At 68.6% G+C, this 24,728-nt stretch carries 23 protein-coding genes and 1 tRNA gene; 4 read left to right on the forward strand and 20 right to left on the reverse strand.

The features are described 5' to 3' along the window. Positions 1–195 precede the first annotated feature (195 nt). Together ABD024_RS14470 and ABD024_RS14475 are read right to left on the reverse strand one after the other, a co-directional pair. Positions 196–522, reverse strand: a complete 327-nt coding sequence (locus ABD024_RS14470; RefSeq protein ID WP_343854034.1) for a hypothetical protein — start codon at positions 520–522, stop codon at positions 196–198. 33 nt (positions 523–555) lie between these two features. Beyond that, positions 556–1,920, reverse strand: a complete 1,365-nt coding sequence (locus ABD024_RS14475) for a tryptophan--tRNA ligase (protein ID WP_343854036.1) — start codon at positions 1,918–1,920, stop codon at positions 556–558. A 161-nt stretch (positions 1,921–2,081) separates the two neighbouring features. Between ABD024_RS14475 and ABD024_RS14480 the strand changes: the two genes are divergently transcribed. Further along, positions 2,082–2,411: a YegP family protein gene (locus ABD024_RS14480; RefSeq protein WP_343854039.1), complete on the forward strand. Its 330-nt coding sequence runs from the start codon at positions 2,082–2,084 to the stop codon at positions 2,409–2,411. A 50-nt stretch (positions 2,412–2,461) separates the two neighbouring features. Here the strand turns inward: ABD024_RS14480 and rocF are convergent, their stop codons facing one another. Then, complete coding sequence (gene rocF / locus ABD024_RS14485; protein WP_343854043.1) at positions 2,462–3,376, reverse strand: arginase; 915 nt, start codon at positions 3,374–3,376, stop codon at positions 2,462–2,464. A gap of 381 nt (positions 3,377–3,757) precedes the next feature. On the opposite strand from rocF, the gene ABD024_RS14490 reads away from it, so the two are divergent. Continuing rightward, positions 3,758–4,324 (forward strand): hypothetical protein, encoded by a 567-nt coding sequence (locus ABD024_RS14490; protein ID WP_343854045.1) that lies wholly within the window; start codon positions 3,758–3,760, stop codon positions 4,322–4,324. A 106-nt stretch (positions 4,325–4,430) separates the two neighbouring features. Here ABD024_RS14490 and ABD024_RS14495 read toward each other — a convergent pair whose 3' ends face one another. From ABD024_RS14495 to ABD024_RS14520, 6 genes are all read right to left on the reverse strand, one after another. Further along, the gene (locus tag ABD024_RS14495; RefSeq protein WP_343854049.1) at positions 4,431–4,670 is read right to left on the reverse strand and encodes a hypothetical protein; all 240 of its coding nucleotides are present in this window, start codon (positions 4,668–4,670) and stop codon (positions 4,431–4,433) included. Positions 4,671–4,843: 173 nt separating this feature from the next. Beyond that, positions 4,844–5,095: a hypothetical protein gene (locus ABD024_RS14500; RefSeq protein WP_343854053.1), complete on the reverse strand. Its 252-nt coding sequence runs from the start codon at positions 5,093–5,095 to the stop codon at positions 4,844–4,846. A gap of 136 nt (positions 5,096–5,231) precedes the next feature. Beyond that, positions 5,232–5,307, reverse strand: a tRNA-Thr gene (locus ABD024_RS14505). Between the two features lie 40 nt (positions 5,308–5,347). Continuing rightward, positions 5,348–6,016: an SPOR domain-containing protein gene (locus ABD024_RS14510; RefSeq protein WP_343854055.1), complete on the reverse strand. Its 669-nt coding sequence runs from the start codon at positions 6,014–6,016 to the stop codon at positions 5,348–5,350. A 53-nt stretch (positions 6,017–6,069) separates the two neighbouring features. Beyond that, on the reverse strand, positions 6,070–6,813 hold the full coding sequence (locus ABD024_RS14515; protein ID WP_343854057.1) for a type III pantothenate kinase: 744 nt from the start codon (positions 6,811–6,813) through the stop codon (positions 6,070–6,072). After that, positions 6,810–7,799: a biotin--[acetyl-CoA-carboxylase] ligase gene (locus ABD024_RS14520; RefSeq protein ID WP_343854061.1), complete on the reverse strand. Its 990-nt coding sequence runs from the start codon at positions 7,797–7,799 to the stop codon at positions 6,810–6,812. Before ABD024_RS14520 ends, ABD024_RS14515 begins: the two co-directional genes overlap by 4 nt. A gap of 221 nt (positions 7,800–8,020) precedes the next feature. On the opposite strand from ABD024_RS14520, the gene ABD024_RS14525 reads away from it, so the two are divergent. Both ABD024_RS14525 and ABD024_RS14530 read left to right on the forward strand, forming a co-directional pair. Beyond that, on the forward strand, positions 8,021–8,344 hold the full coding sequence (locus ABD024_RS14525; protein ID WP_343854064.1) for a hypothetical protein: 324 nt from the start codon (positions 8,021–8,023) through the stop codon (positions 8,342–8,344). Between the two features lie 12 nt (positions 8,345–8,356). Further along, positions 8,357–9,151 carry a M90 family metallopeptidase gene (locus ABD024_RS14530; protein WP_343854066.1) on the forward strand — a complete coding sequence of 265 codons (795 nt, stop codon included), beginning with the start codon at positions 8,357–8,359 and terminating at the stop codon, positions 9,149–9,151. Between the two features lie 10 nt (positions 9,152–9,161). Here ABD024_RS14530 and ABD024_RS14535 read toward each other — a convergent pair whose 3' ends face one another. The 11 genes from ABD024_RS14535 to ABD024_RS14585 all read right to left on the reverse strand — a co-directional run bounded on the left by ABD024_RS14535 (position 9,162) and on the right by ABD024_RS14585 (position 24,727). Then, a complete protein-coding gene (locus ABD024_RS14535) occupies positions 9,162–10,583 on the reverse strand; it encodes an ATP-binding protein (protein WP_343854069.1) in 1,422 nt (473 codons plus the stop codon). Further along, positions 10,549–11,241 (reverse strand): response regulator transcription factor, encoded by a 693-nt coding sequence (locus ABD024_RS14540; protein WP_056391729.1) that lies wholly within the window; start codon positions 11,239–11,241, stop codon positions 10,549–10,551. Before ABD024_RS14540 ends, ABD024_RS14535 begins: the two co-directional genes overlap by 35 nt. Beyond that, the gene (locus ABD024_RS14545) at positions 11,241–11,564 is read right to left on the reverse strand and encodes a PepSY domain-containing protein (RefSeq protein ID WP_343854073.1); all 324 of its coding nucleotides are present in this window, start codon (positions 11,562–11,564) and stop codon (positions 11,241–11,243) included. Before ABD024_RS14545 ends, ABD024_RS14540 begins: the two co-directional genes overlap by 1 nt. An 81-nt stretch (positions 11,565–11,645) precedes the next feature. Then, positions 11,646–12,626 (reverse strand): tRNA dihydrouridine(20/20a) synthase DusA, encoded by a 981-nt coding sequence (gene dusA, locus ABD024_RS14550; protein ID WP_343854076.1) that lies wholly within the window; start codon positions 12,624–12,626, stop codon positions 11,646–11,648. Between the two features lie 95 nt (positions 12,627–12,721). Continuing rightward, a complete protein-coding gene (locus tag ABD024_RS14555) occupies positions 12,722–14,221 on the reverse strand; it encodes an esterase/lipase family protein (RefSeq protein ID WP_343854079.1) in 1,500 nt (499 codons plus the stop codon). A 59-nt stretch (positions 14,222–14,280) separates the two neighbouring features. Continuing rightward, complete coding sequence (locus ABD024_RS14560; protein WP_343854081.1) at positions 14,281–15,924, reverse strand: DUF6519 domain-containing protein; 1,644 nt, start codon at positions 15,922–15,924, stop codon at positions 14,281–14,283. A 9-nt stretch (positions 15,925–15,933) separates the two neighbouring features. After that, positions 15,934–18,168: a hypothetical protein gene (locus ABD024_RS14565; RefSeq protein WP_343854083.1), complete on the reverse strand. Its 2,235-nt coding sequence runs from the start codon at positions 18,166–18,168 to the stop codon at positions 15,934–15,936. Then, complete coding sequence (locus ABD024_RS14570) at positions 18,165–21,260, reverse strand: putative baseplate assembly protein (RefSeq protein WP_343854086.1); 3,096 nt, start codon at positions 21,258–21,260, stop codon at positions 18,165–18,167. Before ABD024_RS14570 ends, ABD024_RS14565 begins: the two co-directional genes overlap by 4 nt. Continuing rightward, positions 21,257–24,028: a putative baseplate assembly protein gene (locus ABD024_RS14575; RefSeq protein WP_343854089.1), complete on the reverse strand. Its 2,772-nt coding sequence runs from the start codon at positions 24,026–24,028 to the stop codon at positions 21,257–21,259. Before ABD024_RS14575 ends, ABD024_RS14570 begins: the two co-directional genes overlap by 4 nt. After that, a complete protein-coding gene (locus tag ABD024_RS14580; protein ID WP_343854092.1) occupies positions 24,025–24,396 on the reverse strand; it encodes a GPW/gp25 family protein in 372 nt (123 codons plus the stop codon). The genes ABD024_RS14575 and ABD024_RS14580 overlap by 4 nt, the downstream gene beginning before the upstream one ends. 7 nt (positions 24,397–24,403) lie before the next feature. Continuing rightward, positions 24,404–24,727 (reverse strand): hypothetical protein, encoded by a 324-nt coding sequence (locus tag ABD024_RS14585; protein WP_343854094.1) that lies wholly within the window; start codon positions 24,725–24,727, stop codon positions 24,404–24,406. Between the last annotated feature and the right edge of the window lies 1 nt (position 24,728).

The following is a 24,728-nucleotide window of genomic DNA, read 5'->3' on the forward strand; positions in this document are numbered from 1 at the left end:
AGGCACGCCATGCGCATGTCAAAAACTTCCACGAGGATGCGGCGCAGGATGGCGCCATGGGGGCGATGAACTCGCCACATCGGATAGATGCGCAGCTTGCCGTTTGCGTTTAGCTGCCTCGACCGCCATAAGTCATGCCTTGACTTGTGGCAGGTAGCTGCCCGTCCCGTCCGGGCCCGGCGTCTTCGCGCCCGATCAGGATCGCCGGCGGCCCCAGAGCACATGGCGCAGCAGCATCGCCAGCACCAGCACCGCGGCGAACGCGCCGTAGCCGTACAACGCCGGCAGCACCTGCTGCCAGATCGCGCCGCTGGCGCGCCCGAAGCCGTCGACCGTGGGCAATTCGACCATGTCGAAGCCGAGCACCGCGCACTGCACCGCGGCGATCACCGCCAGCAGCAGGGCGGTGAAATCGAAAATGCGCCGGCCGGACGTGCGCGGCAGGCTCTTCGGGTACGCCCAGTAGCCCCAGCACAGGATCAGCAGCAACGGCGCAAGCAGCAGGACGGCGAGGTAACGCATCGGTCGATCACCCGGAAAGTTTGGCGCCGCGCATCATTCCTGCGCGGCAAGTTGGTCCAGCGCGTCACGCAATTGCGCCAGCGCTTCGTCACGAGCCTGCCCGTCGCGATAGTCGGGCGTGCTGGCGACCGCCTCGCCATCCAGCTCCAGGCTCATGCCCAGCGGCTGGATCTGCAACACGGCCGCAGCGGCACCCAGGGCCTTGATGTGCTTCTGCAGCGAACCGGCCGCCTTTGGATCGGCGAACGGCTTCGACAGCAGCAGCTCCTCGCCTTCCGCGGAGAACAGACGAAAGCGGAAACTACCATCGGCATCGCGGAAACTGGCGAAGCGCGGCATTTTGCCCTGCTTCGGCGCGGCCTTCGGCTGATCGATGCGTGCCGGCGCGGTGGTCATCGCGCGCAGCCCGAGCACCTCACGTAACGCGGCGACCTTCGGCGCGGCGATCGCACGCGCCTTCCGCGCACCCTGCTGCAGGATCGCCTCGATCGCGGCCGGGTCGGCCATCAAGGCCTCGTAGCGTTCACGCATCGGCGCCACGTCGGCCTCGATCCGCTCGTACAGCACCTGCTTCGCCTCGCCCCAGCCGATGCCGTCCAGCAGGGCCCGGCGGAACGCCGCGGTCTCGGTCTCGCTGGCGAACGCGCGGAAGATGGTGAACAGCGCGCAGTCGTCCGGGTCCTTCGGCTCGCCGGGCGCTCGCGAGTCGGTGACGATGCGCATGATCGTCTCGCGCAATTGTTTCTTGCCGCCGGCGAACAGCGGGATCGTGTTGTCGTAGCTCTTCGACATCTTGCGGCCATCGAGGCCCGGCAGCGTGGCCACCTGCTCCTCGATCAACGCCTCCGGCAGCACGAAGAACTCGTGCCCGTGCAGGTGGTTGAAGCGCTGGCCGAGGTCGCGCGCCATCTCGATGTGCTGGATCTGGTCGCGCCCCACCGGCACCTGGTTCGCGTCGAACGCCAGGATGTCGGCCGCCATCAGCACCGGGTACATGTACAGGCCGGCGGTGATGCCGGCGTCGGCGTCCTCGCCCGCCGCGGTGTTCTTGTCCACCGCCGCCTTGTACGCATGCGCGCGGTTGAGCATGCCCTTCGAGGCGATGCAGGTGAGGAACCAGGTCAGCTCGGGGATTTCCGGGATATCCGACTGGCGATAGAAGGTGACCCGCTGCGGATCGAGTCCGGCGGCCAGCCAGGTGGCGGCGATCTCCAGTCGTGAACGCTCGATCCGTGCCGCGTCGTCGCTCTTGATCAGCGCGTGATAGTCGGCCATGAAGTAGAACGCATCCACGTCGTCACGCCGGCTGGCCTCGACGGCCGGACGGATCGCGCCCACGTAATTGCCCAGGTGCGGAGTGCCGGTGGTGGTGATGCCGGTGAGGATTCGGGTGTTCATGCTGCATCGCGCAGGGAAAACGCCAGTCTACGACATCCGGCAAAACGGCTCGACCGACCGGCCTGCCGTCCACGATGATCGGCGTTGCCCCCTTGCCAAAAAAATCACAAGGGCGAGTCCAGATTTTGCCGACCCTGACCATAGCCAAGGAGATCCAGCTGATGAGTGGCAAATTCACCGTGTTTACTGGCAAGAACGGCGAGACCTATTTCAACCTCAGGGCCGGCAACGGCGAGATCATCCTCAAGAGCGAGGGTTACAAGGACAAGGCCAGCGCACGCAACGGCGTCGAATCGGTGCGCAAGAACGCGCCGGATGCCACACGTTACGAGAAAAAGACCTCGGCCAGCGGCAAGTTCCACTTCAACCTGAAGGCGACCAACCATCAGGTCATCGGCAGCAGCGAGATGTACGACAGTGAGCGCTCGCGCGACGCCGGCATCGCTTCGGTGATGGCGAACGCGCCGGACGCCAAGCTCGGCGAGGAATGAGCACTTCGGCGCGATCCCGTCGGGTCGCGTCGAAACCCCCTCGACCCGCTTCAGCGGATCAGCGTGGACTTGCCGAACAGCGACTCGACCAGATCCACCGCCAGCCTGGCCGTCTGGTTGCGCTTGTCGAAGGCCGGGTTCAGCTCGACGATGTCCAGCGACGCCACGCGTCCCGTATCGGCGAGCATCTCCATGCACAACTGCGCCTCGCGATAATTCGGTCCGCCGCGCACGGTGGTGCCCACGCCGGGCGCGATACTGGGGTCGAGGAAGTCGACGTCGAAGCTCACGTGCAGATGGGTGTTCTCGTCGATCCCGGCCAGCGCTTCTTCCATGACGCGTTTCATGCCGACCTCGTCGATATGGCGCATGTCGTGCACCTGCATGTTCGCTCCGCGCACCAGTTTCTTCTCACCCTCGTCAACCGAACGGATGCCGATGTAGCGAAACACGTCCGGCGTGGTCGCCGGCGTGCTGCCGCCCAGATCGGTCAGTCCGGCCGGGCCGATGCCGCACAGGCAGGCCACCGGCATGCCGTGGATATTCCCGGTGGGCGTGGCCTGCGCGGTGTTGAAATCGGTATGCGCATCCAGCCACAGCACGCGCAGTTGTTTGCCTTCATCGCGGCAATGACGGGCCACCGCCGAAATCGAGCCGATCGCCAGGCAGTGGTCGCCGCCAAGCATGATCGGCAGGCGCCCAGCCTGAAGTTCCTGTTGAACAGCCGTATAGACGGCCGTATTCCAGGCCACCACCTCATCCAGGTGACGATAGCCATGCTCGGGCGGCAACCACGGATTGAGCGGCCCCTGCAGGTTGCCCCGGTCGATCACCTTCAGCCCGCGACGCTCCAGCCTTTCCGCCAGGTTGGCCACCCGCAGCGCCTCCGGTCCCATCGCGGCACCACGGTGGCCGGCGCCGATGTCGGTCGGCACGCCGATCAATGAAATGGTCTGTTTGCCCATGATCCGTGTTTACCTGCCATGCGTCGCGGGGCAGCGCCAGGCCAGGGCCATCGCTCGCCGTCAATGTCGGTATGGCGACTAGCAAAGGGGGCGCCTTGCCACCTTCGGAGCGCGTCGCGAATGATCCGGAGTTTACCGCAACGATCCCGCCGACGCCGGAGCGGCGCCGGCAGCTTCGGCAAACGCCGATCATCTCGAAGCGCGCCTCGCCAGTCATCTTCGGCGGATTGCCACCGCAGACCGGGTGATAACTGACGACATCGCCGACCTGCTGGTAATCGCTGACGGTACAGTCCTGCTGTCGCTGCAGCATGGCGCGCATGTCGCGGTCCCTGGAGGTGTATGCGCAGGCATGTCCCCGCACCCGGCATCTGCATTTTCATGCTGACGCTCATCTTCATCATGTTGCGGGGATCCGGTTGCGCCGACGCCGCCGTAGCCAGCAATGCGAACGCGCACAGGCTGCGGATGCGGGCAAGGGATGGCAGGAGCATGGACATGCTCCGGCTCGGCTTGAAAAGTGACGGCACCGGATCGACGCACATGACCACGGTGATCGCATCCACTGCAACCACGCTAACCGACCGGAACCGGCACGTCCGCCGGCTAGTGGAGTCCCGCCTGACGACTTCGTGCCAGCTCGTCCTCGCGACGCGATCGCGCACCCGGGTTCCAGGACACCAGATTCCCGGCGCCACGGGTCAGCGAGGCTCCGGGTTCAGCGCCCCGAACGACTTTTCCGAACAGCATCCCTGCAAACAGCAACACTCCACGCCAGAAGGCGGAATGTGCAAGAAGCGTTTGCATGTTGATCACCCTGAGCTGCCCCTGCGCAGCCGTTGGGTTGATCCTAGCAAGCTTTCACGTTACATGTATATCAAGACGCCAGCACCGACCGGGCGAACTGACAGGAAACCGCCCGCCAAGGCCCGTCCGTATCGCATATGATTGAAATGCCATGCGGCATCACGCCTAACCGGCGGACGGAATGGCTCCTGCCGGTCGAGGCACGACCGGGGCTGCGACGTCCAAGGTCCACTCCGATTCGGCGGAATCAGGCGGCGGCACGTTGTGACGTGACTGGCCCTGCGTAGTGCACCAGGGCGATGGTGAATTCCGAACAGACCATCTCGACACTGACCGCGCGGCCGGAGTTGGCGTGTTCCTCGCGGGCCAGTCCGCGAGCCAGGCGAATCGCGTGCGCGAAGCGCAACTGGTCGTACAGCACCGCCTCCCCACTGCAGATACGCCACAGGCCGTGGCTGCTTTCCTTGATCGTCAAAACCATGCGCATTGCCGCATCCTCGGACAAAGAAATCGGCCGGAGCGTCCATCCGTGCCCCCGGTGACGGATGATCGTGTGTTTCCGGTGTTGGCCAAGTCTGCCCAGCGCGGTTCGCCGCGTATGTCGGCGTACGCCTACGGCACGTGTGCGCAGCTGCCCCACGATGGCCTCAGTCGCCTGCGTCAGCCTGACTGACGCAGGCTCTGCTGCTCCGGATGCGGTACACGGCCATACTTGGCGAGGATGATCGGCTCCGAGTACTCGCCACAATCGGTGTCCGCCGCCTGCGCGTAAACCAGTACGCCGTCACGTTCCTCAGCCAGCATCTCGCCGCGCGTACGCGCCAACTGCTCCATGCCGTGAAGAATCGGCTTGTCCGCGATGAAATCGCCGTCCACCTTGTGAAAGCCCTGCACCACGTAAAGCGTACCCATGATGTGTCCTCGCGCTTGAAGTTCCGAGCGTGGGCAAACCGAAGTGGACGAATCGCGATGGTCGCGTTAAGACCGGTGGGGAGCGTTCAGCCAAGGGCCGTACGCTCGAAAGGCGACCCAGGCCGTGTGGGTTTCGTGGTGCCGGCAGCAGGAGTCGAACCCGCGACCTACTGATTACAAATCAGTTGCTCTACCAACTGAGCTATGCCGGCGAAGGTGGGGGATTCTAGCAGGCTGCGTCCCGACGCGCGTTCAGAAGCAGCCGGTGCTGTGCGAGCCGATGCCACTGGTGCGGACGCGGCTGCGCCAGTCGAAGTTGCCGCCGTCGGCGACCACCAGGTCCAGCCAGTATTCGGGCACGCTCTCGCTGCGCTCGCTCATGCGGGCGGGAAAACCGGCCGCGACGACTTCGTCGCGGCGCTTGCGCGCATTCGCCGGGTCCTTGAACAGGCCCAGCGAGATCGTGTTGGGCTGGTCGCCGGAGCTGACCACGAAGTAGTCGTCGATGTTGCGTGCCGCCAGCTGCCGCGCCGCCGCCAACGCCTGCGCACGGTTGCCGGCGGCCGGCAGGTAGACCCACCAGCCGCTAGTCTGGCTGGCCTGTTCCTGGCGCGAGCGCATCCGCGTGGCCTGCGCGGACAGCGCCTGGCGTGCGTTGCGCAGGTCCTGCGGGGTGGCAAACGGGCCGAGCGCGAGGCAGCTGTAACTGAGGTTGCGCGATGGCGTCACCGCCGCGGGCGTGGCGGGCGTGGCCGCCGTCGTAGCCGGGCCGGGCGCAGGCAACTCCGACAGCAGGCGCAGTTCCGCCACACCCGGATCGCTGGGCGTGCCGCCGCGAGCATACGGCTGCCCCAGCAGCAGCCAGGCGCCCACTGCGATATTGAGCGCGGTCAACAGTACGAACAGCAGACGCAGGAACATCGAACCCCCATCAACCGGCAGCAATCACCATTCTAAACGGGACAGCGCCGGCGTCACTGCGCGTTGGCCCACACGGCCAGACCGCGCAGCACGCTGTCCTGGCTCAGCCGGGCCGGCAACGACAGCAGCGGGAGCAGCGGCGCGGCGTCGCCGCCACCCAGGATCAGCGCAGGCGTCGCGCCGAGTCGTGCGGCCGAACGCGTGGCGAAGCGCTCGACCAGCGCAGCCGCCGCCTGCCAGCAGCCCGAGGCCACCGCGTCGGCCGTGTTGTCGGCCAGTTCCACGATCTCGCCGGGCCGTTCCGGCCGTATCCGCGCCGTGGCGTCCAGCAGCGACTGCTGCATCAGTCGCGGACCGGGCGCAATCAAGCCGCCCAGGTGCTGTCCATCTCCGGCCAGCGCATCCAGCGTGAGTGCAGTGCCGACACCGGCTAGCACGCACGGCGCGTGACCATCGGCATGCGCCGCGACCATCGCCAGGAAACGATCCACGCCCAGACGCTGCGGCTCGGCATACGCGTTGCGCACGCCGCAGGCGTGCGCCGGCGTGCGCAGCCAGGTCGGCGTGCAGGCGAACAGACGCTCCGCCACGGCCGCCACCTGTGCCTCGCGCGCGGCATCGACAACCGATGCCGCAATCACCCGCGCCAGTGGCGGCAGACCGGTCCAGGCCGACGTCAGCGCGGCCGCAAGATCCTCCCCCTGCCAGTCCACCGCGCCGCGCGCCAGCCAGCCATCCGGCTGCGCCTGCAGCGCCCATTTCAGTCGCGTATTGCCGAGGTCGAGCAGCAGCCTCATGCGCGGCGCACCGTGACATCCGCGCTGTCGACCCGGCGCACGCTGCCGTCGGCCATGCGCACCTGCAGCGCGCCGTGCGCATCCACCCCGGCGCCCACGCCGTCGAACGCGCCCAGCGCTCCGCTCAATTGCAGCGACTGGCCGCGCAGCAGGTCGTAGCGCGCGTAGTCGGCACTGAATGCGGCGAAACCGTCGCGCTCGAACTGCCGCAACCCCTCGACCAGCGCCGCGACCAGTGCTGCCGCGGTACGGTTGCGATCCGGCGGCGTGCCACCGGCCAGGGTGGCCAGGTCACAGGCGGGTTGGCCGGCCTGTTCGTGCAGCGCCGGCGTCAGCCGCAGGTTGAGGCCGATGCCGATGATCGCCGCGCATGGCCCTTGATATTCGCCGCTCAGCTCCACCAGGATCCCGCCCAGCTTGCCACCCGCCTGCCCGTCGGTGACGGCCAGCACGTCGTTTGGCCACTTCAAGCCGGCCCCGGCGATGCCAAGGTTCTCCAGCGCGCGCAGCACGATCACGCCGACGGCCAGCGACAACCCGGTCAGCGCGGCGAACCCCAACTCGAAACGCTTGAGGCAGGACAGATACAGGTTCAGCCCCGGCGGCGACAGCCACTCGCGACCACGCCGGCCGCGGCCGGCATGCTGGGTCTCGGCCAGCACCACGCTGAAGTCCTTCGCGGCGGCGCCGCGGCGCTGCAGTTCGCTGGAGGTGGAATCGAGCTCCCAATGCACTTCCAGCGCACCCAGTGAACGCGCCAGCGGCGCCGGCAGCATGGCGCGGATCCGCTTCGCATCCAGCATCTGCAGCGCCCACGGCAGACGGTAGCCGGCGGCACCACGTGCCTCGATCGGCACGCCGCGGGCACGCAAGGCCTCGACCTGCTTCCAGATCGCCGCACGGGTCACCCCGGCCTGCGCGGCCAGTCCGGCACCGGACAGCGGCTCACCTCCGGCAAGCAGGGCCAGCAACTGCGCCGGCTGCATCAGCGAGTCCCGGACATGGCAGTGCCAACGGGCCGGCGACAACCGGAAAAAGAATGGTGGGACAGATTGGGCATCGGCGGATTCTAGCCCGGCCGGCCGGCCCTGCGGCAGCCACCGCTGGCCTTGCTGCGTGACCGCCGTCGGGGCGGCAGCACTGGCATGGCACCCATGTTTCTGAGACGATCAAGATCTTCGCTTGCGGGTCAGGGAGTTCGATCGCCATGCGTGCCACCTATTGGCTTGTCGGTTGCGCCTTGTGCCTTGCCGGGATCGGCAGCGCCGCCGCGACCAGTCTGGACACCCAGGATCTGGACAGCTCTTCGCACACCGCGTTGGACAGCAGCAGCCCCCACGACGGCAACACCGGCAGCGGCGGCGATGCGCTGGGGCTGACCCGTGACTGTCCGCCGGCCAGCAGCAGCGACAGTTCCGGCAGCACTTCCGGCAACGGCAGCGATCACTCCGGCGGCGCTTCCTCCGCGCCGACGCCAACCCGCCGGCCGCATCTGGGCTGGCAATCGCTGCTGCCTGGGTCGATCCAGTAAGCGCTCGGCGTCATGCCGGGGCATTGGTGGCCATCATTGCTGGCGCGTTTTGAGCCGGCGCCGATAACCGACCCACTGTGGCGACGCGCGCTGGCCGGCTGCCCGCTGGCACGCCGACTCGACCCCGACCGGCAACAACACCTGCGCCGGCTGTCCGCCCTGTTCCTGGCGCGCAAACGCTTCCATGCACTGGCCGGCGCCGTGCTGGACGACTACTGGCGCCTGCTGATCGCGATGCAGGCCTGCCTGCCGGCACTGCAGCAGGGCGCCGCCAGCCTGCGCGGCTGGCGCGAGGTACTGATCTACCCAGGCGAGTTCAAGGTACGCCGCAGCCATCACGACGATCGCACCGGCGTGGTCACCGAAAGCGACGAGATCCGCATCGGCGAGGCGTGGGAACGCGGCCCGCTGGTGTTGTCGCTGGCCGACGTGCAACTGGACCTGGAGCAGCCGTGGGACGGCTACAACGTGGTCGTGCACGAGATGGCGCACAAGCTGGACATGCTCGACGGCCCGCCCGATGGCGTGCCGCCGCTGGTGAACATTCCGCGGCGGCGCTGGATCCAGCAGTTCCAGCAGGCCTACGACCGCCTGGCCGCGATGCCGCAAGACAGCTGCGACAGCCCGATCGATCACCACGCCACGGAAAGTGCCGCCGAGTATTTCGCCGTGGTCAGCGAACTGCATTACTCGCAGCCGGTGCTGTTGCGCCAGGCCGAGCCGATGATCGCCGAGTTGCTGGAGGCGTTCTACGGCCGTTCGCCAGCCGAAGGCTGCGAGCCGGTCGGCTTCTGCCGCGCGCGCTGAGAAACCGGACTCAGCTCGCCGCCAGCTTCACGCTGAAGCGTGCGCCGCCGAATTCCGGCGAACGGTCGACCACCAGTTCGCCCTGGTAGGCATGCACGATGTCCTGCACGATCGACAGGCCGATGCCGTGGCCCTGCACGCGCTCGTCGCCGCGTACGCCGCGCTGCAGCACCTTCTCGATCTTGTCCTCGGCAATGCCCGGACCGTCGTCCTCCACGCTCAGCCACAGGCCGGGCCGCTGCCGGCCGGCCTGGCGCTGCATCCTCACCACCAGCAGCACGCGGTGGCCGGCCCACTTGAACGCGTTCTCCAGCAGGTTGCCCATCAGTTCCAGCAGGTCGCCCTGCTCGCCGTAGAACACCGCGCCGTCCTCGATGTCGAATTCGCACAGGACATTCTTGTCGGCATAGACCTTCTCCAGGCCCTGCACCAGGTCTTCGGCATGACCGGCAATCGGCACCGCGCTGGCAAACGTCTGCCGGCCGGAGGTGGCTGCGCGCGACAGCTGGTAGGCGACCAGTTCGTTCATCCGCCGGACCTGGTCGAGCACGCTGCTGCGTCGCGCCGCCTCGTCCCCTGCCGTCGGCGATTCCAGCTGCGAGCGGATCACCGCCAGCGGTGTTTTCAGGCTGTGCGCCAGGTCGGCCAGAGTGTGGCGGTAACGCGTGCGCTGCTCGCGCTCGTTGGTGATGAACGCATTGATGCGTTCGGTCAGGCCGATGAGTTCCAGCGGGTACTGGCTGTCCAGCTGTTCGCTGTCGCCGCGCTCGACGCGGCTCATGTCGCTGGCCACCTTGCGCAGCGGGGTCAGGCTCCAGCGCAGCAGCAGCAGCTGCAGCACGATCAGCATCACGCCGAGAATCGACAGCCAGATCACCAGGGTGTGGCGGAACACCGCGTTCTCGCCTTCGAGCTGGTCTTCGGTCTGCGCCACCATCACGGTGAGCCGCACCGATTTCCTGTCCACCGTATCCAGCGCCACGCCGTAGCTGTAGTAGTACAGCCGGCCCATGCGGGTGTCGATCGGTCCGATGAACTGGCTCTGGCCCGGCTCCAGCGGCTTCAGGAAGGTGAAGTCGCGGCCGATCGCCGACGACGATTCCCAGTGATAGCCGTGGTCGCCCAGCGCCACCGCATACAGGCCGGAACCCGGTCGCGAGAAGTTCGGGTTCGGCGACGTTTCCGGCGGCAACAGCTTGCCGTACCGGTTGACGTCGGTATTGGTGATGTACGCAATCGCGAAATTCTCGAGCCGGTCATGCAGCGTGCGCAGCGCGCGCGCCTTGTTGGTCTGCGTCAGGGTCAGCCCGACCAGGCCGAGAAAGCCTGCCAGCACGAAGCTGGTGGCGATCGCCGCGCGCGCCGCCAGCGAAAGCGGGCGGCGCGGCGACCCACGCTCATTCGTCGTCGCCGTCGGTGCGCGGGATGGCAAAGCGGTATCCGCGTCCACGTACCGTCTCGATGGGTTTGAGGGTGCCTTCCGGATCGAGCTTGCGCCGTAGCCGGCCGATGAATACTTCGAGCACGTTGGAGTCGCGGTCGAAATCCTGCTGGTAGATGTGCTCGGTGAGGTCGGCCTTGGAGACCAGCTCGCCGGCGTGCAGCATCAGGTATTCCAGCACCTTGTATTCGTAGCTGGTGAGATCGACCAGCTTGCCTTCCACCGTCACCGTCTGCGCGGTGGTGTCCAGCTTGATCATGCCGCAGGCCAGGATCGGTTTCGACCAGCCGCTGGCGCGGCGCACCAGCGCGTTGATGCGCGCCAGCAGTTCCTCGACGTGGAACGGCTTCACCAGGTAGTCGTCGGCACCGTACTTCAACCCCTCGACCTTGTCCTGCCAGCTGCCGCGCGCGGTCAGGATCAGGATCGGGTAGCGCTGGCCGTGCTCGCGCAGCGCCTTGACCAGCTCCATGCCGGACATCTTGGGCAGGCCCAGGTCGATGATCGCCAGGTCGAACGGCACTTCGCGGCCGAGGTAGATGCCCTCCTCGCCATCCTGTGCCGCATCGACGGCAAAGCCGTCCCGTTTCAGGCGTGCCGCCAGCGTCTCGCGCAACGGCGCCTCGTCCTCCACCAACAGGATGCGCATCAGCGTTTCTCCTTGCTGCCCGCGTGCTTGGCGGGCGAATTCTTGGTTGACTGGGCAGATGATGGATTCTTGCCCGATTCGGAAGAGACCACCATCACCTTGACGTGACCATCCGGGGTAAGCACCTTGATGCGGTACTCCTGCCGGCGCCCGACCCCACGCTGCTCCGCGGACAATACCTTGCCGCCGGTGTCCTGCTGCACCCTGAGCACCGCCTGGTCCAGCGTCACCGCCGACCCGGCCGACTGCGCCAAAGCCGCCCCGGACACGCCGATGAACAGCGATATGAACAGAGCAGGGATGAAGTTTTTGTGCGTTGTCATGCGCGAAGTTCCCGCCCGCAGCTGCCGAAACGTCCAGCCTAGGCAATCAGGCCTGAATACTGACCGGACGGACGGCGGCTGTCACGCCGCCGCACGGGGCGCCTGCGCCTGCTCCAGCAAGGCCCAGCCCGCTCCCGGCAGATGCGCGCCTTCGCTGATCGTACGGCGGAACGCGCGCGCGCCGGGTTCGCCCTGATACAGACCGAGCAGATGCCGGCTGATGTGCTTCAGCGCCGTGCCGCGCGCCAGCTCGGCCTCGACGTACGGCCGCAGGTGCTGCAGCACGCTTTCGCGAGTGGGCAGCGGCTCGCCGTGCAGCGCATGCTCGACCTGCGCCAGCAGGTACGGGTCGTGGTACGCGGCGCGGCCCAGCATCACCCCGTCCAACCGCGCCAGGTGCGTCTGCACCTGCGCCACCGTGGTGATGCCGCCGTTGATTACCACGACAAGCTGCGGAAACTCGCGCTTGAGCCGGTACACCCGCGCGTAGTCCAGCGGCGGCACCTCGCGGTTCTCCTTCGGCGACAAGCCCTTGAGCCAGGCCTTGCGCGCGTGCACCACCAGCACCTCGACGCCGGCTTCCAGCATCAGCTCGGTGAAATGCTGCAGATCGGCGTAGTCGTCCTGGTCGTCCACGCAGATACGGCACTTCACCGTCACCGGGATGCTGACCGCATCGCGCATCGCCTTGACGCACTCGGCCACCAGCGCCGGTTCGTACATCAGGCAGGCGCCGAAGCGACCCGACTGCACCCGGTCCGACGGGCAGCCCACGTTGAGGTTGATCTCGTCGTAGCCGGCCTCGGCGCCGAAGCGCGCCGCCTGCGCCAGCTCGTGCGGATCGCTGCCGCCGAGTTGCAGCGCCAGCGGATGCTCCTGCTGGCTGTGCTCGAGCAGACGCAGCTGTTTGCCGCGCACCAGCGCCGCACTGGTCACCATTTCGGTATACAGCCGCGCCCGCGGCGACAGCAGCCGGTGGAAGTAGCGGCAGTGGCGGTCGGTCCAGTCCATCATCGGGGCGACGGACAGGCGCCAGGGTGATACGCGGGCGGAGTCGTTCATGCGCCTAGTGTAAAGGCAGCGCGTTGCATACCGAGGGTGGGTTGCCAGCCCGGCCAGGACCGTCGACAGCGCAGTAAGCCTCCTGTCCTGTACGCTCAGCCGCCCGCCGGCACGGGCCGCTGCACCGTCAGCCGCAGCCGTCCCTTGAAGCCTTTCTGCGAAGCAAGCGGAATCAGGTAGCCTTCCGGCTGGGACTCCACCAGTGTGCCGAGCCCTTCGCTGGATTGCTCGTCGGCGAGCACGTAGCGCACGTTCCAGCTATCACCGCTGAGCGTCGCCCGGACCACCACGGTGTCGCGGAACAGGTATTCGCCCTCGACGTGCTTGTCCAGCCACAGCTTGTTGTCGATGGTGTAGCCGGTGGTCGACACGGTCAGCTCCACGCTGAACACGACGGTATTGCCGGAGGTGATCTTGCTGGTGTCGAGGAAGGCCGAGAACAGCACCGGCGAACGCGGCGCCGCCAGCCCGGCGTTGTCCGGCCGCAGCAGTTCGTCGAAGCTGCGCAGGATCGCGCTGAAGGTATCCCGGCGACGCTCGCTCAGGCGGTAGCTGTTGGTGCCGCGCGGAGCCACGGTGGCCTCGAAGTAGTACGAAGCACGCACCTGTTTGCCGTCGTCCTTCGCTTTCTGCACCGAGGCCGGCAGCGGCAGCGCGTCCACCTCCAGCGCGCCATCCACGCGCATGTCGCCGAACAGGAAGCGCACCAGGTTCTGGTAACCCTCCTCGGAGTTGACCACGCCGTACACGCCGCTGTGGCTGCGGTAGGCGAACGCGCGCGGCGCTTCGCTCACGGTGGCGTTCTCGATCTTCACCAGGCCGTCGCTCATCTCGCCGGCCAGCTTGCGCGATATGCCGAGCGCCGCCTCGTAGTCGCGGTGATTGGTGCCGACGAAGCAGAAGAAGCGCTGCGGATCGAACTTGCCGTCCAGCGTATCCACGCGCTCCGGCGTGCCCTTCAGGCCAAGGTAGCCGGCCATGTTCTTGCGGTTGAAGTTGTTCATGTCCCACAGGCCGAGCACCGCCGGCACGTTCATGCCGACCATCTCGATGCCGTTGTGCGGCGTGGCGTAGGTGAACACCTTGTCGACCATGGCACGGTCCGCGCCGGTGCTGATCTTGTCGTTTTGCAGGAAGCTCCGGCACACCAGTCCGCCCATCGAATGGGCGACCAGATACACGCGGAACGCCTTTTTCCGCGCCGCATCGGTGCCGCAGACCTGGTCGCGCAGTTTGCGGATCAGGTCGCGCAGGCCGGTGGCGGCTTCGACGATCGACAGCACCTTGCCGTCGCCCAGGTCGGTGTCGGCCGTTTCGTAGTAGCGGTAGATGACCACGCTGCGCGCCGGCAGCTCGCCATCGATCTCGTTGCCGTCGGCATAGACGTCGCGGTAACCGTAGTCCTTCATCAACCGCACCAGCGGCGACTCGAACACGTGGCGCCGCACGGTGCCGTCCCAGGCCTGGCGCAGCTTGGTGGAGCCGAGGTTGAAGCCCATGTACGGCGTGGCGACGGTGTCGGCGATCTCGTTCGCCGTCATCGCGTAGCCGCGGACGTAGATGAGCGGAAAGTACGGGGCAGTCAGCGGATCCATGAACAGTTTCCTTGGCGACGATCCAGGCGGGAAAGATGCCGGGCTGAGGCGCGGCGCGCTCAGACAGGATTGCCGGGCTTCGCCGGCTTGGCGCGCGCCCGCTTGCGTTTGGCGCTGCCGGCCACCGCCGTGGACTTGGCGGCACCCAGCGCGGGCGCCGTGAACAGGTCGTGTCCGGGTGTGCCCGGCACGACCTTGGACGAGGCGCGCAGCAACTCGCACAGGCTGTCGAAGCGGCAGCAGCATTCCTCGTAGCTGCCGTTGTCGCCGGTAACGCCAAGCACCGCCTGGTGATGCCGTCCGCGCGGCGGCAAGGCGGCAGGCGTGCCGTTCACCGATGGCCAGTCGAGCTGGCCGTTGCCGGCCACGCGCGCGGGGATCAGCCAGTAGTCGCCGGTGGCGTACACGCCGCCCGGATCGAAGCTGATCTCGATGCCGTTCTCCAGCGCAATCGCGTCGCCTTCGGCCACCGCCAGCACGCCCTGCGTGTTCACCGCCTCGCGCTGATCCCAGCGGCGCAGCAGCGGATGCCGGCGTGGATCGTCGTCCAGCGGCCACGGCAGGATGTTCTTCGGCACGTTCAAGGTGACGCTGCACTCCGCCGTGTCGATCGCGATCACCTGCAGCAGCGGATAGGCGCGCTGCCCCAGCGTGTAGCGATCGTCGACCAGCTCGACCCAGTCGTTCGCCGCCAGCCCGAGCCGGGCATCACGACCGAGCCGGGCCAGGGTCACCGTCAACTGCGCGCTGCCGTCGTCCGCCACTGCACCGGGGTCATGGTGCGTGACCGCGAACACCACCGAGCCGTTCTCGCGCGACCACTTGAAGCTGGCTGCGTCGGCCAGCCCACCCTGGTGGATCTCGACCCGGTACAGCTGGTTCTCCATACCGCGGTAGCGCGCGTCGGCGGCGATCACGCAGGGGTCGTCGTCGGCCTCGTGCGGACCCAGCTCGGCGCGCAGCCGCGGCAAGGCGTAAGCGGCGCCGGCGCCGAGCAACTGGCGCAGCAGCATGCAGGGCGAGGCGTTGGCCTGGCCGCCGCTGTCGAGGTCCTTGCGCAACTGCGCCACCTCGGCGAGCTGTTGCTTGATCGTGGCGACGTCGGCCGGGCTGCCGGCGGCGCTCTGGCGCGTCTTCAACGCCGCGGTGACGTCGTCAAGTTGCTGCTGCGCCCGCGGCTGATCGAGCAGGCGGAGCTGCCACACCACCTGCGCGCGCGAAGCGGTATCGACACCATCGAGCGCCACGTCGGCGATGCCCGGCGCCTCCACCGCGCACAGATGCCGCTCCCACACGTCCAGCCACAGCGCGAAGCTCGCCGGCGGATTCTCGAAACCGCTCTTGCCATCGGCCACGCCGTAGTCGGGCGTGGGCGCGTTCGGCTGCTGGGCCAGCGTGCACGCGGCCTCGTTCACGCACAGGATGCCGTCGACGTAGAAGTGCCCCGGCGCGAGCTGCCAGTCAGTCAGCGGCAGCGGCTTGTTGCTGCCGTCGGGGTTGGTGATGCTGCTGATGATGGCGAAGCCGCTGCCCGCCGCCCAGCACGGGCCGACCAGGTCGCGCACCAGGGTGCGCAGCAGGTGCATTTGGATGTGCGCCTGCTCGTTCCAGTCCGCCTCCAGCAACACGCGGCCCTGCTGCTGGAACACCTGGCTGTAATGCAGGGTCGGATCGAAGCTGACGCGTGCGAAGTCGCCTTTCATGTCGATCTCCTAACTCGCGAAAAGAATGCCGGCGTCCGTGCCCGCCGGAACGTATTCGACCAGCCGCGCCGCGAGGTTCGCCTCGCGCTGCGGTTCGTACAGGTCGTGGTAGACGCCCATCGCCGAACGGTCGGACGCGCCGCGGCGGATTTCCGCGCAGCAGCCGTCGGCGAGGCGCAGGTAGTGCGGGGTGCCGTAACGGCGGCTGCGAAATTGCGGTACCACGCGCAGCCGTTCGTGCGCGCGATCGGCCGCGGCGACCGCGGCCAGCGCCAGGTCGGGCTGGCAATGGAAGCGCTGCGGCGTGCGCGAGCCGACCGCCACGTAGCAGAAGCGCACGCAGCCCTGCTGCCGACGCAGCACGCGCAGCGGGCTGGCGAAGATCGAGTCCTCGGCCAGCGCGATACCGTGCGCCTGCACTGCGCCGATCACCGTGCAGCGGCGGAAGCTGGCCTCGACGTACGCCACCGCTTCGTCCGGCGCACCCAGCGCCACCCGCTCCAGGCCGGTCGCGTCGAGGATGCTGTCGCACAGCTCCAGCGTCGGCGGTTCGCCGCGCCGTTCGGGGCTGATGACAGCGATCGCGCCGAGAATGCTGTGCTCGACGCGCAGCGCGGCACGCGTGCCGTCGAGGGTGACGCTGGGTTCGCCCGGGCGCTTCGGGTCGCAGTCGCATTGCAGCGCCCAGCCGGGCACCAGAGTGCAGTGGTGGATCAGCACCTCGCACAGATCGTCGTCCGCGGCGGCTTCGTCGTCCGGCCCGTGCACCTCGATGCCGCGACCCACGATCAGCAGGCCGTCCAGCAGCACGCGGCTGCCGGCACGCCCGCCGATGCCGAGCGCGTCCGGCTGGCTGGCGCGCACGTCGAGCAGGCGCAGCACCGGCCGCGTACGTTCGGCGGCGCGCAGCTGGATCGCCTCGCCAGCGTCCAGTTGCAGCTCGATGCTGCCCTCGTACACGCCGCTTTCGGCCAGCTCGACCACCAGCGCGCGCAACGCCGGCATGGCCGCTTTCGCCTGTGCCCACGCCGCCAGCGCCTCGGCAATGCTGCCAAAGTGGCCGGCGGGCCAACTGCCGCTCGCCGCGCGATCCGGCAACGCGGCGTGCACCACGTAGCGGGTGGCGCCTTCCAGTTCCGGCGTGACCCGCGCGTATTCGCCGCCGCCGAGATCGGCAGCGAAGCCGTACTGATACGACACCCACACGCCGCGCTTCGGCCGCTGGTTGGCCGGGAACATCATGCGGCCACGTTCGGGATCGATCGCCACGCGCCCGCGCTTCACCTGCCCGCGCCAGCCGGACAAATCCGCCGGGATCAGCGCCTCGCGCGGCACCGGCGTTCCCTGCCCTTTCGCCGGCCAGTCCGGCGCCCACACCTGCACGCTGCGACCATCGCCGTAGAGTTCCGCCGACACGCTGGCGTAATCGGCCAGTGGACCACGTTCCGCGAAGCGCCAGCGGCGCAACGGCAGCGGCAGGTTGCGCTCGTCGGCGATGTGGGTCGGTTCGCTTTCCGCGACCGGACGCTGGAACAATGGCGTGTCGTTGCCGAGCACGCTGAAGCTGAAACACTGTGGGCCGCGTTCCTCGATGCAGTACGCCGGCGTGCACGTCACCGGGTAACTGCGCAGGCGGCAGGCGAACACGCCGACCGCGGGGATGTTGTGGCGGCCGCGCCGATGAGCGCTGCCCATGCGCCGCACATCGACGCTGTGCGCGAACGGATCGAACGCGCCATTCGCCCAGCCGAGCCGTTGCAGCCGGCCCGGGTCACGCAGGTCGGCGGTGCCACCGCGGTGCGGGTGCTGATGATCGAGATGCTGCATCCAGCCGAGCCGGCGGTAGAACTCCAGCGCGCGTGCCGGCCAGCCCGCCGCGTCGCGGGACAGGTCTTCCAGCAGCGACAGCGTGCCCTTGCGCCGGCGCGCGTCGATCGTGTTGGCCACGTCGGCGCGCGGCGCCAGCACGCGGCCAAGCCCGGCACTGCAGCGGCCGCTGCCGTCCAGCGCGGCCGCCTCGGGCAACAGGGCATAACCGAGCAGGTCGCCGATGTACGGCACCACCCAGTCGTCGCAGGTCTCGATGAACCAGTTGTCGTACAGCCGCGCGATGTCCTGCTCCAGCACGTTGGCCTGGCCGGCCAGCACGCGCAGGACATCGCGCAGCGGCCAGCCCTGCTCCGCGTCGCGCATGCGGTAGACCACCGGCAACAGGTCGTACAGCCGATCCGGGCGCACAGTCATGGCGTGGCCTCCTGCAGCAGCAAGGTGTCGGGGACGTTCGATGGCAGGTAGGCGAGCTGCGCCGGGCGCAGCGTGCCGGTGTCGTCGTAGCGGGCAGGCAGCACCCGCACGCGCGGCGGCACCGTGGCGGCGGTGACGACCGCCTGGGTGTGCAGCGACGAACCGTTTCCATTTTTCTCGTTGTCGCCGGCGCTGAAGCCGGCCAGCAGGGTCGCCTCGTCGAGGCTGCCGAACGCGTCCACGTCGACCCAGGCCACGCCGCGCACCGCTGTCATGCAGGCGACCAGTTCGCTGAGGTAGACGCTCTGCGCCAGCGCGCGCCGCTCGTAGCCGAACGCATCGAACAGCGCCGCGCGCACGGCCGGCTCGACCGACTCCCACGCGAAGTCCGGCAGCAGTCCCACCTTCGCGCTCACGGTCAGCGCCAGCAGCTCGCGCACATCCAGGCGCACGGGCAGCGACGGATTGCCATACTGCTGCAGCGCCTGCAGCAGGTTGCGGTAGAGGTCGGAGCTTGGATCGATCGGCGCATCGGCGGCACCGGCGATGGTCACCTGCACCAGGCTGCCCAGCTTGACCGCCGCCGCCTTGCCGACGCCGCCGAACGTGCGCGCGAAGTCGGCGTAGTCCGGCACCGAGACCAGCCGGTCCAGCGCCAGCACCGCCAACGGCACGTTGCGGCGCGCCTGGTCGCGCGTCTCCGCGTCGGCGCCGCCGGAGGCGCGCAGCGAGTTGATCACCTCCTTGACGCCGAGCGGCCGGGTCGCCAGCAGGCTGACCTGCCCGGCGCGCACGTTGCCCGGCACGCCGATGCCGTTGCGGTAGGTGGCAATGACGTTTTCGATGCCGGTGGGCAGGCGCGCACCGTGGACGCCGTCGCCAAACTGCACGGCGGTCTTGCCGTCGTCGTCGGTGGTGGTGACGAAGCGGCGGTCGGCCGCGCCGGCAAAAGCGAGGTTGCGCGACTCGTGCCATTGCAAGTCGTTGACGCGCAGCGTGAGCGCGCTCTGCACGCCATCCACGGTGGCCGCGGAAACGTACGTCAACGGCGGCTGCTTCAGCACGAACGCCTGCATCGGCAAGGCGCCGTTGCCGCTGCCCAGCACCTCGCGGCGGCTCTCGCCGTGGGTGGCACGCACTACGTTGGCGTGCACCTGCACGCTGTCGCGCCGGTAGCGGTAGGCCAGACCGGCATTGGCGAACACCAGGGTGCTGTGCACCGTATCGCCCGGCAGGTTTGCATTGGCGCCCTGCTCCACCGCGGCCAGCATCACCAGCTCGGCGGCATTCACCGCATCGGTGCCCGGCACGTCGCTGCGCCGGCCTTCCACGATCACCCAGCGGCCGGCCTTGAGGCCGTCGACGGCGGTGTCGAGGGTGAGCCGGGTGGCGCTGTCGCCCGTGGCGCGCGGGGCACTGTCGACGACGAGCGCGCCGACTTCATCCGCAATCGTGAGCTCGGCCAGCGACAAGCGTTCGCTCTGCGCATGCACCTGGGTACGCCGCAAGACCGCCATGCTGGGCACTTGCCACACGACCGACTCGCTATCCGCCGATGAATCATCCAGCGTGATCTCGGTGGTCGTGCCGCTGATGCCGTAGCTCGACTGCGGATGCACCTGCGCGCTCCGCACGCGCGCCACCGTGGGCACGTCGCCTGGCGGGTCGATGACCAGATAACTGCCCGCCGTCACGCCGTCATGGCCATTGTCCAGCCGCACCACATCCGCCTCTTCGTCGAGCGGGAGCTCGCTGGTGGTGACCGTCGAGGTGGAACCGCCATGACCATCCGGCGTCTGCGCGATGGCGATGCTCTGCGGCGCGTTGTGGCCGAACAGCGCCGCAGCCACGCGCAACGCGTACACGCCGCTCAGCGCCGGCGAGGGTTCGCCCCGCGGCACGCTGGTCCAGGCACGGTAGAAGGTATCGGCCAACCGCGGCGCGAATTTCAGCAGCAATTGCGGCCGCGTGTCGCTGGCCGTGCCCAGTGCCGTCGCAACGCTCCGCTGCAGGCGGAACAGGTTGGCCGGCTGCGGCGGGGTCTGCAGCGTCAAGGCACCGAACAGCGCGCCGAAGCCAACCGTCGGCGCCGGGACGCTGGGGCTGCTGCCACCAAACGCCTTGACCACGGCCAGCAGGAAATCCTTTGCCGCCTGCGGGCCGCCGGCAAGGGAGCCAATTTCCAGGCCGAAGCCGCCGAGGAATCTGTTGATGCTTCCCATGTCACCGCCGCCGAGCAGCACTCCCCGATAGATCTTTTCGATCTTGCCGCGCAACGGCGTGCCGCTCGGCAACGCGGCGATCGCCACTCTCGCCGCGGCAACGATCTGCTCCTTCAACGCGCCAAGCGGTTGCAGCAGTACCTTGCTGCGCCCGCTCTGCTGCTGCACCTCGACCGACTGCACCAGTCGGATCGCCGGTACGCCATCGGGCAAGTCGCCGAACAGGAACAGCACGCGATCGTTCGGCTTGAGGTTGCTGGTAATGCCGGCGATCCACAGCTCGGCCAAGCCGGCGACGTTGTCGAGCGTGATGTTCTGCGGCCGGGTCAACCGCGGCTTGAGCGCGTTCCACTCGAAGCGCGCATCCAGCGGCTCGGCGGTCTCGAAGGTCTGCATCTGCTCGCCGGGCGCGGGCACCGACTGCGCGCGTGCGCCGGCGGGAATCGTCACCGGCGGTGAATCCTTCTCCACCGTGTAGGCGAGGTAGGCGCTGGCAGCCACGCCGGGGCGCAGGCGGTAGTCGACCAGGCGCGCCAGCTCCAGCACCGAGCGCCGCTCGGTGGCGGTGCGCAGGTAGCCTTCGTTGGCGATGCGCTCGGTGTAGAAGCTGAGCACGTCGGCGCCGACCGCCCAGGCGTCGAGCAGGGCCATCGCCGCATCGTCCGCTTCGCGCGTGCGCAGCCCGGCCAGTGCCGGCAAGGCAGCATCAGTGAGATCGTCCTGCATGGTGGCGCGGAAGTCGGCATACGTGCCGACGCGATACGCGAGGCTGGCCAGGCCAGGCCGGTTGTACAACGGCAACGGCGTGCCGGCGGTCGCGCCGCAACCGCAGGCGCAGGCATGCTTGCCACAGGCGCTACAGCAGCTCATCGGCCACCTCCCAGCGTGAACGCGATGCTGCCGTGGTCGGGATGATCCGGATCGTTGTCGACCTGCGCGATCTCGCGCGCAGCCAGGTGCAGCACGCCGTCGTCGGGCACGCCGTCGGCCGGGTCGTCGGCACGAACCAGGCAAGTCACTTCGACGTGGGCCACACCGGTGATCGACTGTGCCTCGGCCAGCAGCGCGCTGGCGAATACCGGCGCGCCCAGTTTCAGCCGGTCCGGATGGAAGAAGCCGGGCGTGCCGTCGCGGCGCAGGCCCGCGCCGAAGCGGTCGCGCAGCTCGGCCTCGACGTGGGCGACGAGGAAGTCCGGCAGTACGCAGACGAACAACGCGACGCGCAACGGCACGTAGCGGGCTGCATGCACCTCGACGTCGTGGCCGATGCGACGATAGCGCTCCAGCTGCGCCCTGATCCGCCGCGCCAGTCCTGCCGGCAGGCTCTCGCGGCCCAGCGGATCGACCACCACGTCTGCGACGTACCAGCTGCCGCTCCACTCCAGCGCGGCGGCGGCGCCCTGCAATTCCGGCGCGCGCGCGGCGAACCTCGCGTAGTCGTCGGCGACGATTGCGCGCAGCGGGTTTGCGCGGAACGCGCCCGGCGCGTACAGCTTCACCTCGGCCAGGCTTTCCGGCGCAGTGCCGCCGCTGGCCGGCAGCGGATTGCGCGGCACCAGGTCGGCCGACAGCACGCCCGATTTCAGCGCCAGCCACACGATGCTGTCGCGGCCGACGTTGCCGGCCGGGCCGTTGCCGATGCGCGAGGCGGCGCGGAAGAAATCGCCGGCCTGCGGCTGCGCGCCGAGCACGCCGTCGCCGAAGCGCAGATGCGCGGCGCCGTCGTCGTCGATCTCGACCACGAAGTGGCGATCGTCCGGACCGCTCTCCAGCAGGTCGTATTGCGCTTGCCACTGCCAGCGCGAGTCGGGCGTGCCGGCTACCAGCACGTCGCCCAGCGCGCCGCCGTATACGCTCAACTGCGGCAGCGCGCGCCGCGGGTCGCGCGCCAGCAGCTTGCATACCGGCGCATGCGGCGGCAGCGGTTCGGCCCAGGTCAGCGGTGTGTCCGGCAGCACGTGGCCGGTGTCGGACGGCGGACGGCGGACGTCCTGTACGGCGCCGTCGCAATGACAGCAGCCGTACTGCGTGCTGCCCGGCACCAGCCAGCAATCCTCCACCAGCGTGCTGCAGCGCGTGCAGGCATCCGGCATCGCGGCGAGCGCGGCGGTCAGCCCGGGATAGTCGCCGTCGTTGCCGTCGGGCATGCAGATCGCGGTGGACGTGCACTGCCCGCGCACGTGCTCGCCGTGGTCGACCAGCAGCACGTTGCCACGCGCTAGGCTGACGTCGTGCAGCCACGCGCAACCGGGTGACGGCGTGCGCACCGACAGGCACAGGTCGAACGGCAACGCGTCGCAAGGATCCCACCCCACCTCCAGCAGCAGGGTGCCGTCGAGTGGATCGATGGACGTCTGGACGTCCGTGAGGCGCACCGCGTGCCGATGTGCGGGGTCGGCGTCGGCGGGGTTGCCGGTCTGCGGCCCCAGTACTTCCTCGAAGATCAGCAGGTCGCCTACAGCGAGCCTCAGCGCCCGCTGCGTTGCGGCGGCAGCCACGGCAACCGGTGCGGGATCGTTCGATGCCGCGGGTGCCGAGGGCGGCGCCGATGCAGCCGGTGGCGTCGTCGGGGGCGGCGGCGCATCGACCAAGGTGGCCCGGGTGCTGCCGCGCGGCAGGCAGCACAGCTCGTCGCCCCAGTTGTGCAGCCGGATTGCGCTGTGCGCGGCGACCACGTTCAACGTGGTGGCACCGTCCAGCGGCATCGGTTCGTAGATCAGCGCGCCCTGGATCCGCGCTGCGTCGAGCTGGTTGGCATTGATGATGCCCGGCGGCGGATTCGCCGGCCCCGGCGGCGGCACCAGCAACAGCAGGTTGGCGAGGTCCAGGCTCAGGTCGCTGCCTGATGCCAGCGTGACGAAGGCACGCGCATTGCAACCCTCGTGCATGCGGTAGTCCACCAGCCGCGCATGCCGGCGCACCGAGATGCGCTTGCGCGCGGTGCCCAGATAGGCCTCGGTGGCGACCGCGTCTTGGTAGTAGCTGAGGTAGTCGGCGGTGTACGCCAGCGTCTCCACCAGCGCGATGCCGAGGTCCGGCACGTGACGCTCCTGCCACGCCGGCATGTCCAGCGCGAGGCGGTCGAGGAACAGCTGGCGGAAGCTGGCATAGTCCTTCGCCAGGTAATTGATCTCCGGCGCGGGCGACGGCGGCGACACGCACGGCGCCTCGTCGGCGCAGTCCAGCGTCTTCGCGCAGTCCAGGCGGAAGCGCAGCGTGGCGCAGGCGTAGCGCGGGTCGAAGCCGGGATAGGCCTGCCAGCTCGCCGGGTCGTTGCCGGAGGCCGCATCCACCAGGCACAGGCAGTACGCAGTGTGGTCGCCTTCGCGGTCGAGCACCACGCGCAGGCAGGCGTCGTCGTGCAGCTCCGGTTCCAGCTCGGAGTTCACGCTGAGCACGCGCAGCCCGGTGATGCGGTCGCCGCCGCTGATCCGCACGTTGGCCACGCCGAGGCCTCGCGGAATTTCGCCGAACAGGTGCACGCACAGGCTCACGCCGTCGTCGCTCACCTCGACGTAGTCGATGCCGTTGAGCGCGCCGGCCAGCCGCAACTTTTCGCGCCGCGCCGGCACGCTGCAGGCCGGCAGCGGCGCGCAGCCGATCGTGCCGGGGCTCGCCGTTTCGCGTGAGGCATTCATGGCAGGCTCCGCACGAAGCTGTCGCTGCGCGTGTCGCCGCTGGCGCGCACGGTGTAGCTGAGGTCGACGCGCAGGGTGGCGTCCTCGCTGCTCACTTCCAGCTTGCCCACGTCGATCACGTCGCCGAGCCAGCGCTGCAATGCCGCCTGCAGGGTGAACTGCAGCGCGGCGGCCAGTTCCGGGCTGTTCGGCGCAAAGACCAATTGCAGCAGGCCGCTGCCGAAGTCGGGCCGGTTCACCCGCTCGCCAGGGCTGGTGAACAGCAGCTGCTCGATCATGTCGCGCACGTGTTCGTCGTCGCCGGTTTCCGCGGTGCGGCCGCGCGGGTCGAAATGGAACGGGTAGTCGATGTTCATCACGGTGCTCATGGCGTCCTCACATCGCGGTGACGCGCGTCTGGCTGGCGACGATCAGCAGCGGTGTGCCGGTCGGCGCGCAGATCGCCTGGCTGTCGAACAACAGCAGCGGCTGGCCGTTCGACGTCACCCGGGTCGCGGCGGTGACGAACTGCGCGCTGACGCACGGCCCGTTCGCCCCCGGTGGCGGCGGCAGCGCGCAGCCGGCGACCAGCCACGGCGCCGCCATCGTCACGCTGGGCTGACCGCTCACCGTGACGCGCGGATTCGGTGTAGTGGCTTGCGCCTGTCCCCCGTGCGAACAGAGCACGCTGGCGCCGACATGGGTGAGGAAGCCCGGCATC

Origin of the sequence: Rhodanobacter soli, from assembly GCF_039523495.1 — a bacterium.
Taxonomy (GTDB): domain Bacteria; phylum Pseudomonadota; class Gammaproteobacteria; order Xanthomonadales; family Rhodanobacteraceae; genus Rhodanobacter; species Rhodanobacter soli.

Bases quoted from the DNA above. Each gene is read 5' to 3' on its own strand.
- ABD024_RS14470 (WP_343854034.1), bottom strand. From the start codon at position 522: ATGCGTTACCTCGCCGTCCTGCTGCTTGCGCCGTTGCTGCTGATCCTG.
- ABD024_RS14475 (WP_343854036.1), bottom strand. From the start codon at position 1,920: ATGAACACCCGAATCCTCACCGGCATCACCACCACCGGCACTCCGCAC.
- ABD024_RS14480 (WP_343854039.1), top strand. From the start codon at position 2,082: ATGAGTGGCAAATTCACCGTGTTTACTGGCAAGAACGGCGAGACCTAT.
- rocF (WP_343854043.1), bottom strand. From the start codon at position 3,376: ATGGGCAAACAGACCATTTCATTGATCGGCGTGCCGACCGACATCGGC.
- ABD024_RS14490 (WP_343854045.1), top strand. From the start codon at position 3,758: ATGCTGACGCTCATCTTCATCATGTTGCGGGGATCCGGTTGCGCCGAC.
- ABD024_RS14495 (WP_343854049.1), bottom strand. From the start codon at position 4,670: ATGCGCATGGTTTTGACGATCAAGGAAAGCAGCCACGGCCTGTGGCGT.
- ABD024_RS14500 (WP_343854053.1), bottom strand. From the start codon at position 5,095: ATGGGTACGCTTTACGTGGTGCAGGGCTTTCACAAGGTGGACGGCGAT.
- ABD024_RS14510 (WP_343854055.1), bottom strand. From the start codon at position 6,016: ATGTTCCTGCGTCTGCTGTTCGTACTGTTGACCGCGCTCAATATCGCA.
- ABD024_RS14515 (WP_343854057.1), bottom strand. From the start codon at position 6,813: ATGAGGCTGCTGCTCGACCTCGGCAATACGCGACTGAAATGGGCGCTG.
- ABD024_RS14520 (WP_343854061.1), bottom strand. From the start codon at position 7,799: ATGCAGCCGGCGCAGTTGCTGGCCCTGCTTGCCGGAGGTGAGCCGCTG.
- ABD024_RS14525 (WP_343854064.1), top strand. From the start codon at position 8,021: ATGCGTGCCACCTATTGGCTTGTCGGTTGCGCCTTGTGCCTTGCCGGG.
- ABD024_RS14530 (WP_343854066.1), top strand. From the start codon at position 8,357: ATGCCGGGGCATTGGTGGCCATCATTGCTGGCGCGTTTTGAGCCGGCG.
- ABD024_RS14540 (WP_056391729.1), bottom strand. From the start codon at position 11,241: ATGCGCATCCTGTTGGTGGAGGACGAGGCGCCGTTGCGCGAGACGCTG.
- ABD024_RS14545 (WP_343854073.1), bottom strand. From the start codon at position 11,564: ATGACAACGCACAAAAACTTCATCCCTGCTCTGTTCATATCGCTGTTC.
- dusA (WP_343854076.1), bottom strand. From the start codon at position 12,626: ATGAACGACTCCGCCCGCGTATCACCCTGGCGCCTGTCCGTCGCCCCG.
- ABD024_RS14555 (WP_343854079.1), bottom strand. From the start codon at position 14,221: ATGGATCCGCTGACTGCCCCGTACTTTCCGCTCATCTACGTCCGCGGC.
- ABD024_RS14560 (WP_343854081.1), bottom strand. From the start codon at position 15,924: ATGAAAGGCGACTTCGCACGCGTCAGCTTCGATCCGACCCTGCATTAC.
- ABD024_RS14565 (WP_343854083.1), bottom strand. From the start codon at position 18,168: ATGACTGTGCGCCCGGATCGGCTGTACGACCTGTTGCCGGTGGTCTAC.
- ABD024_RS14570 (WP_343854086.1), bottom strand. From the start codon at position 21,260: ATGAGCTGCTGTAGCGCCTGTGGCAAGCATGCCTGCGCCTGCGGTTGC.
- ABD024_RS14575 (WP_343854089.1), bottom strand. From the start codon at position 24,028: ATGAATGCCTCACGCGAAACGGCGAGCCCCGGCACGATCGGCTGCGCG.
- ABD024_RS14580 (WP_343854092.1), bottom strand. From the start codon at position 24,396: ATGAGCACCGTGATGAACATCGACTACCCGTTCCATTTCGACCCGCGC.
- ABD024_RS14585 (WP_343854094.1), bottom strand. From the start codon at position 24,727: ATGCCGGGCTTCCTCACCCATGTCGGCGCCAGCGTGCTCTGTTCGCAC.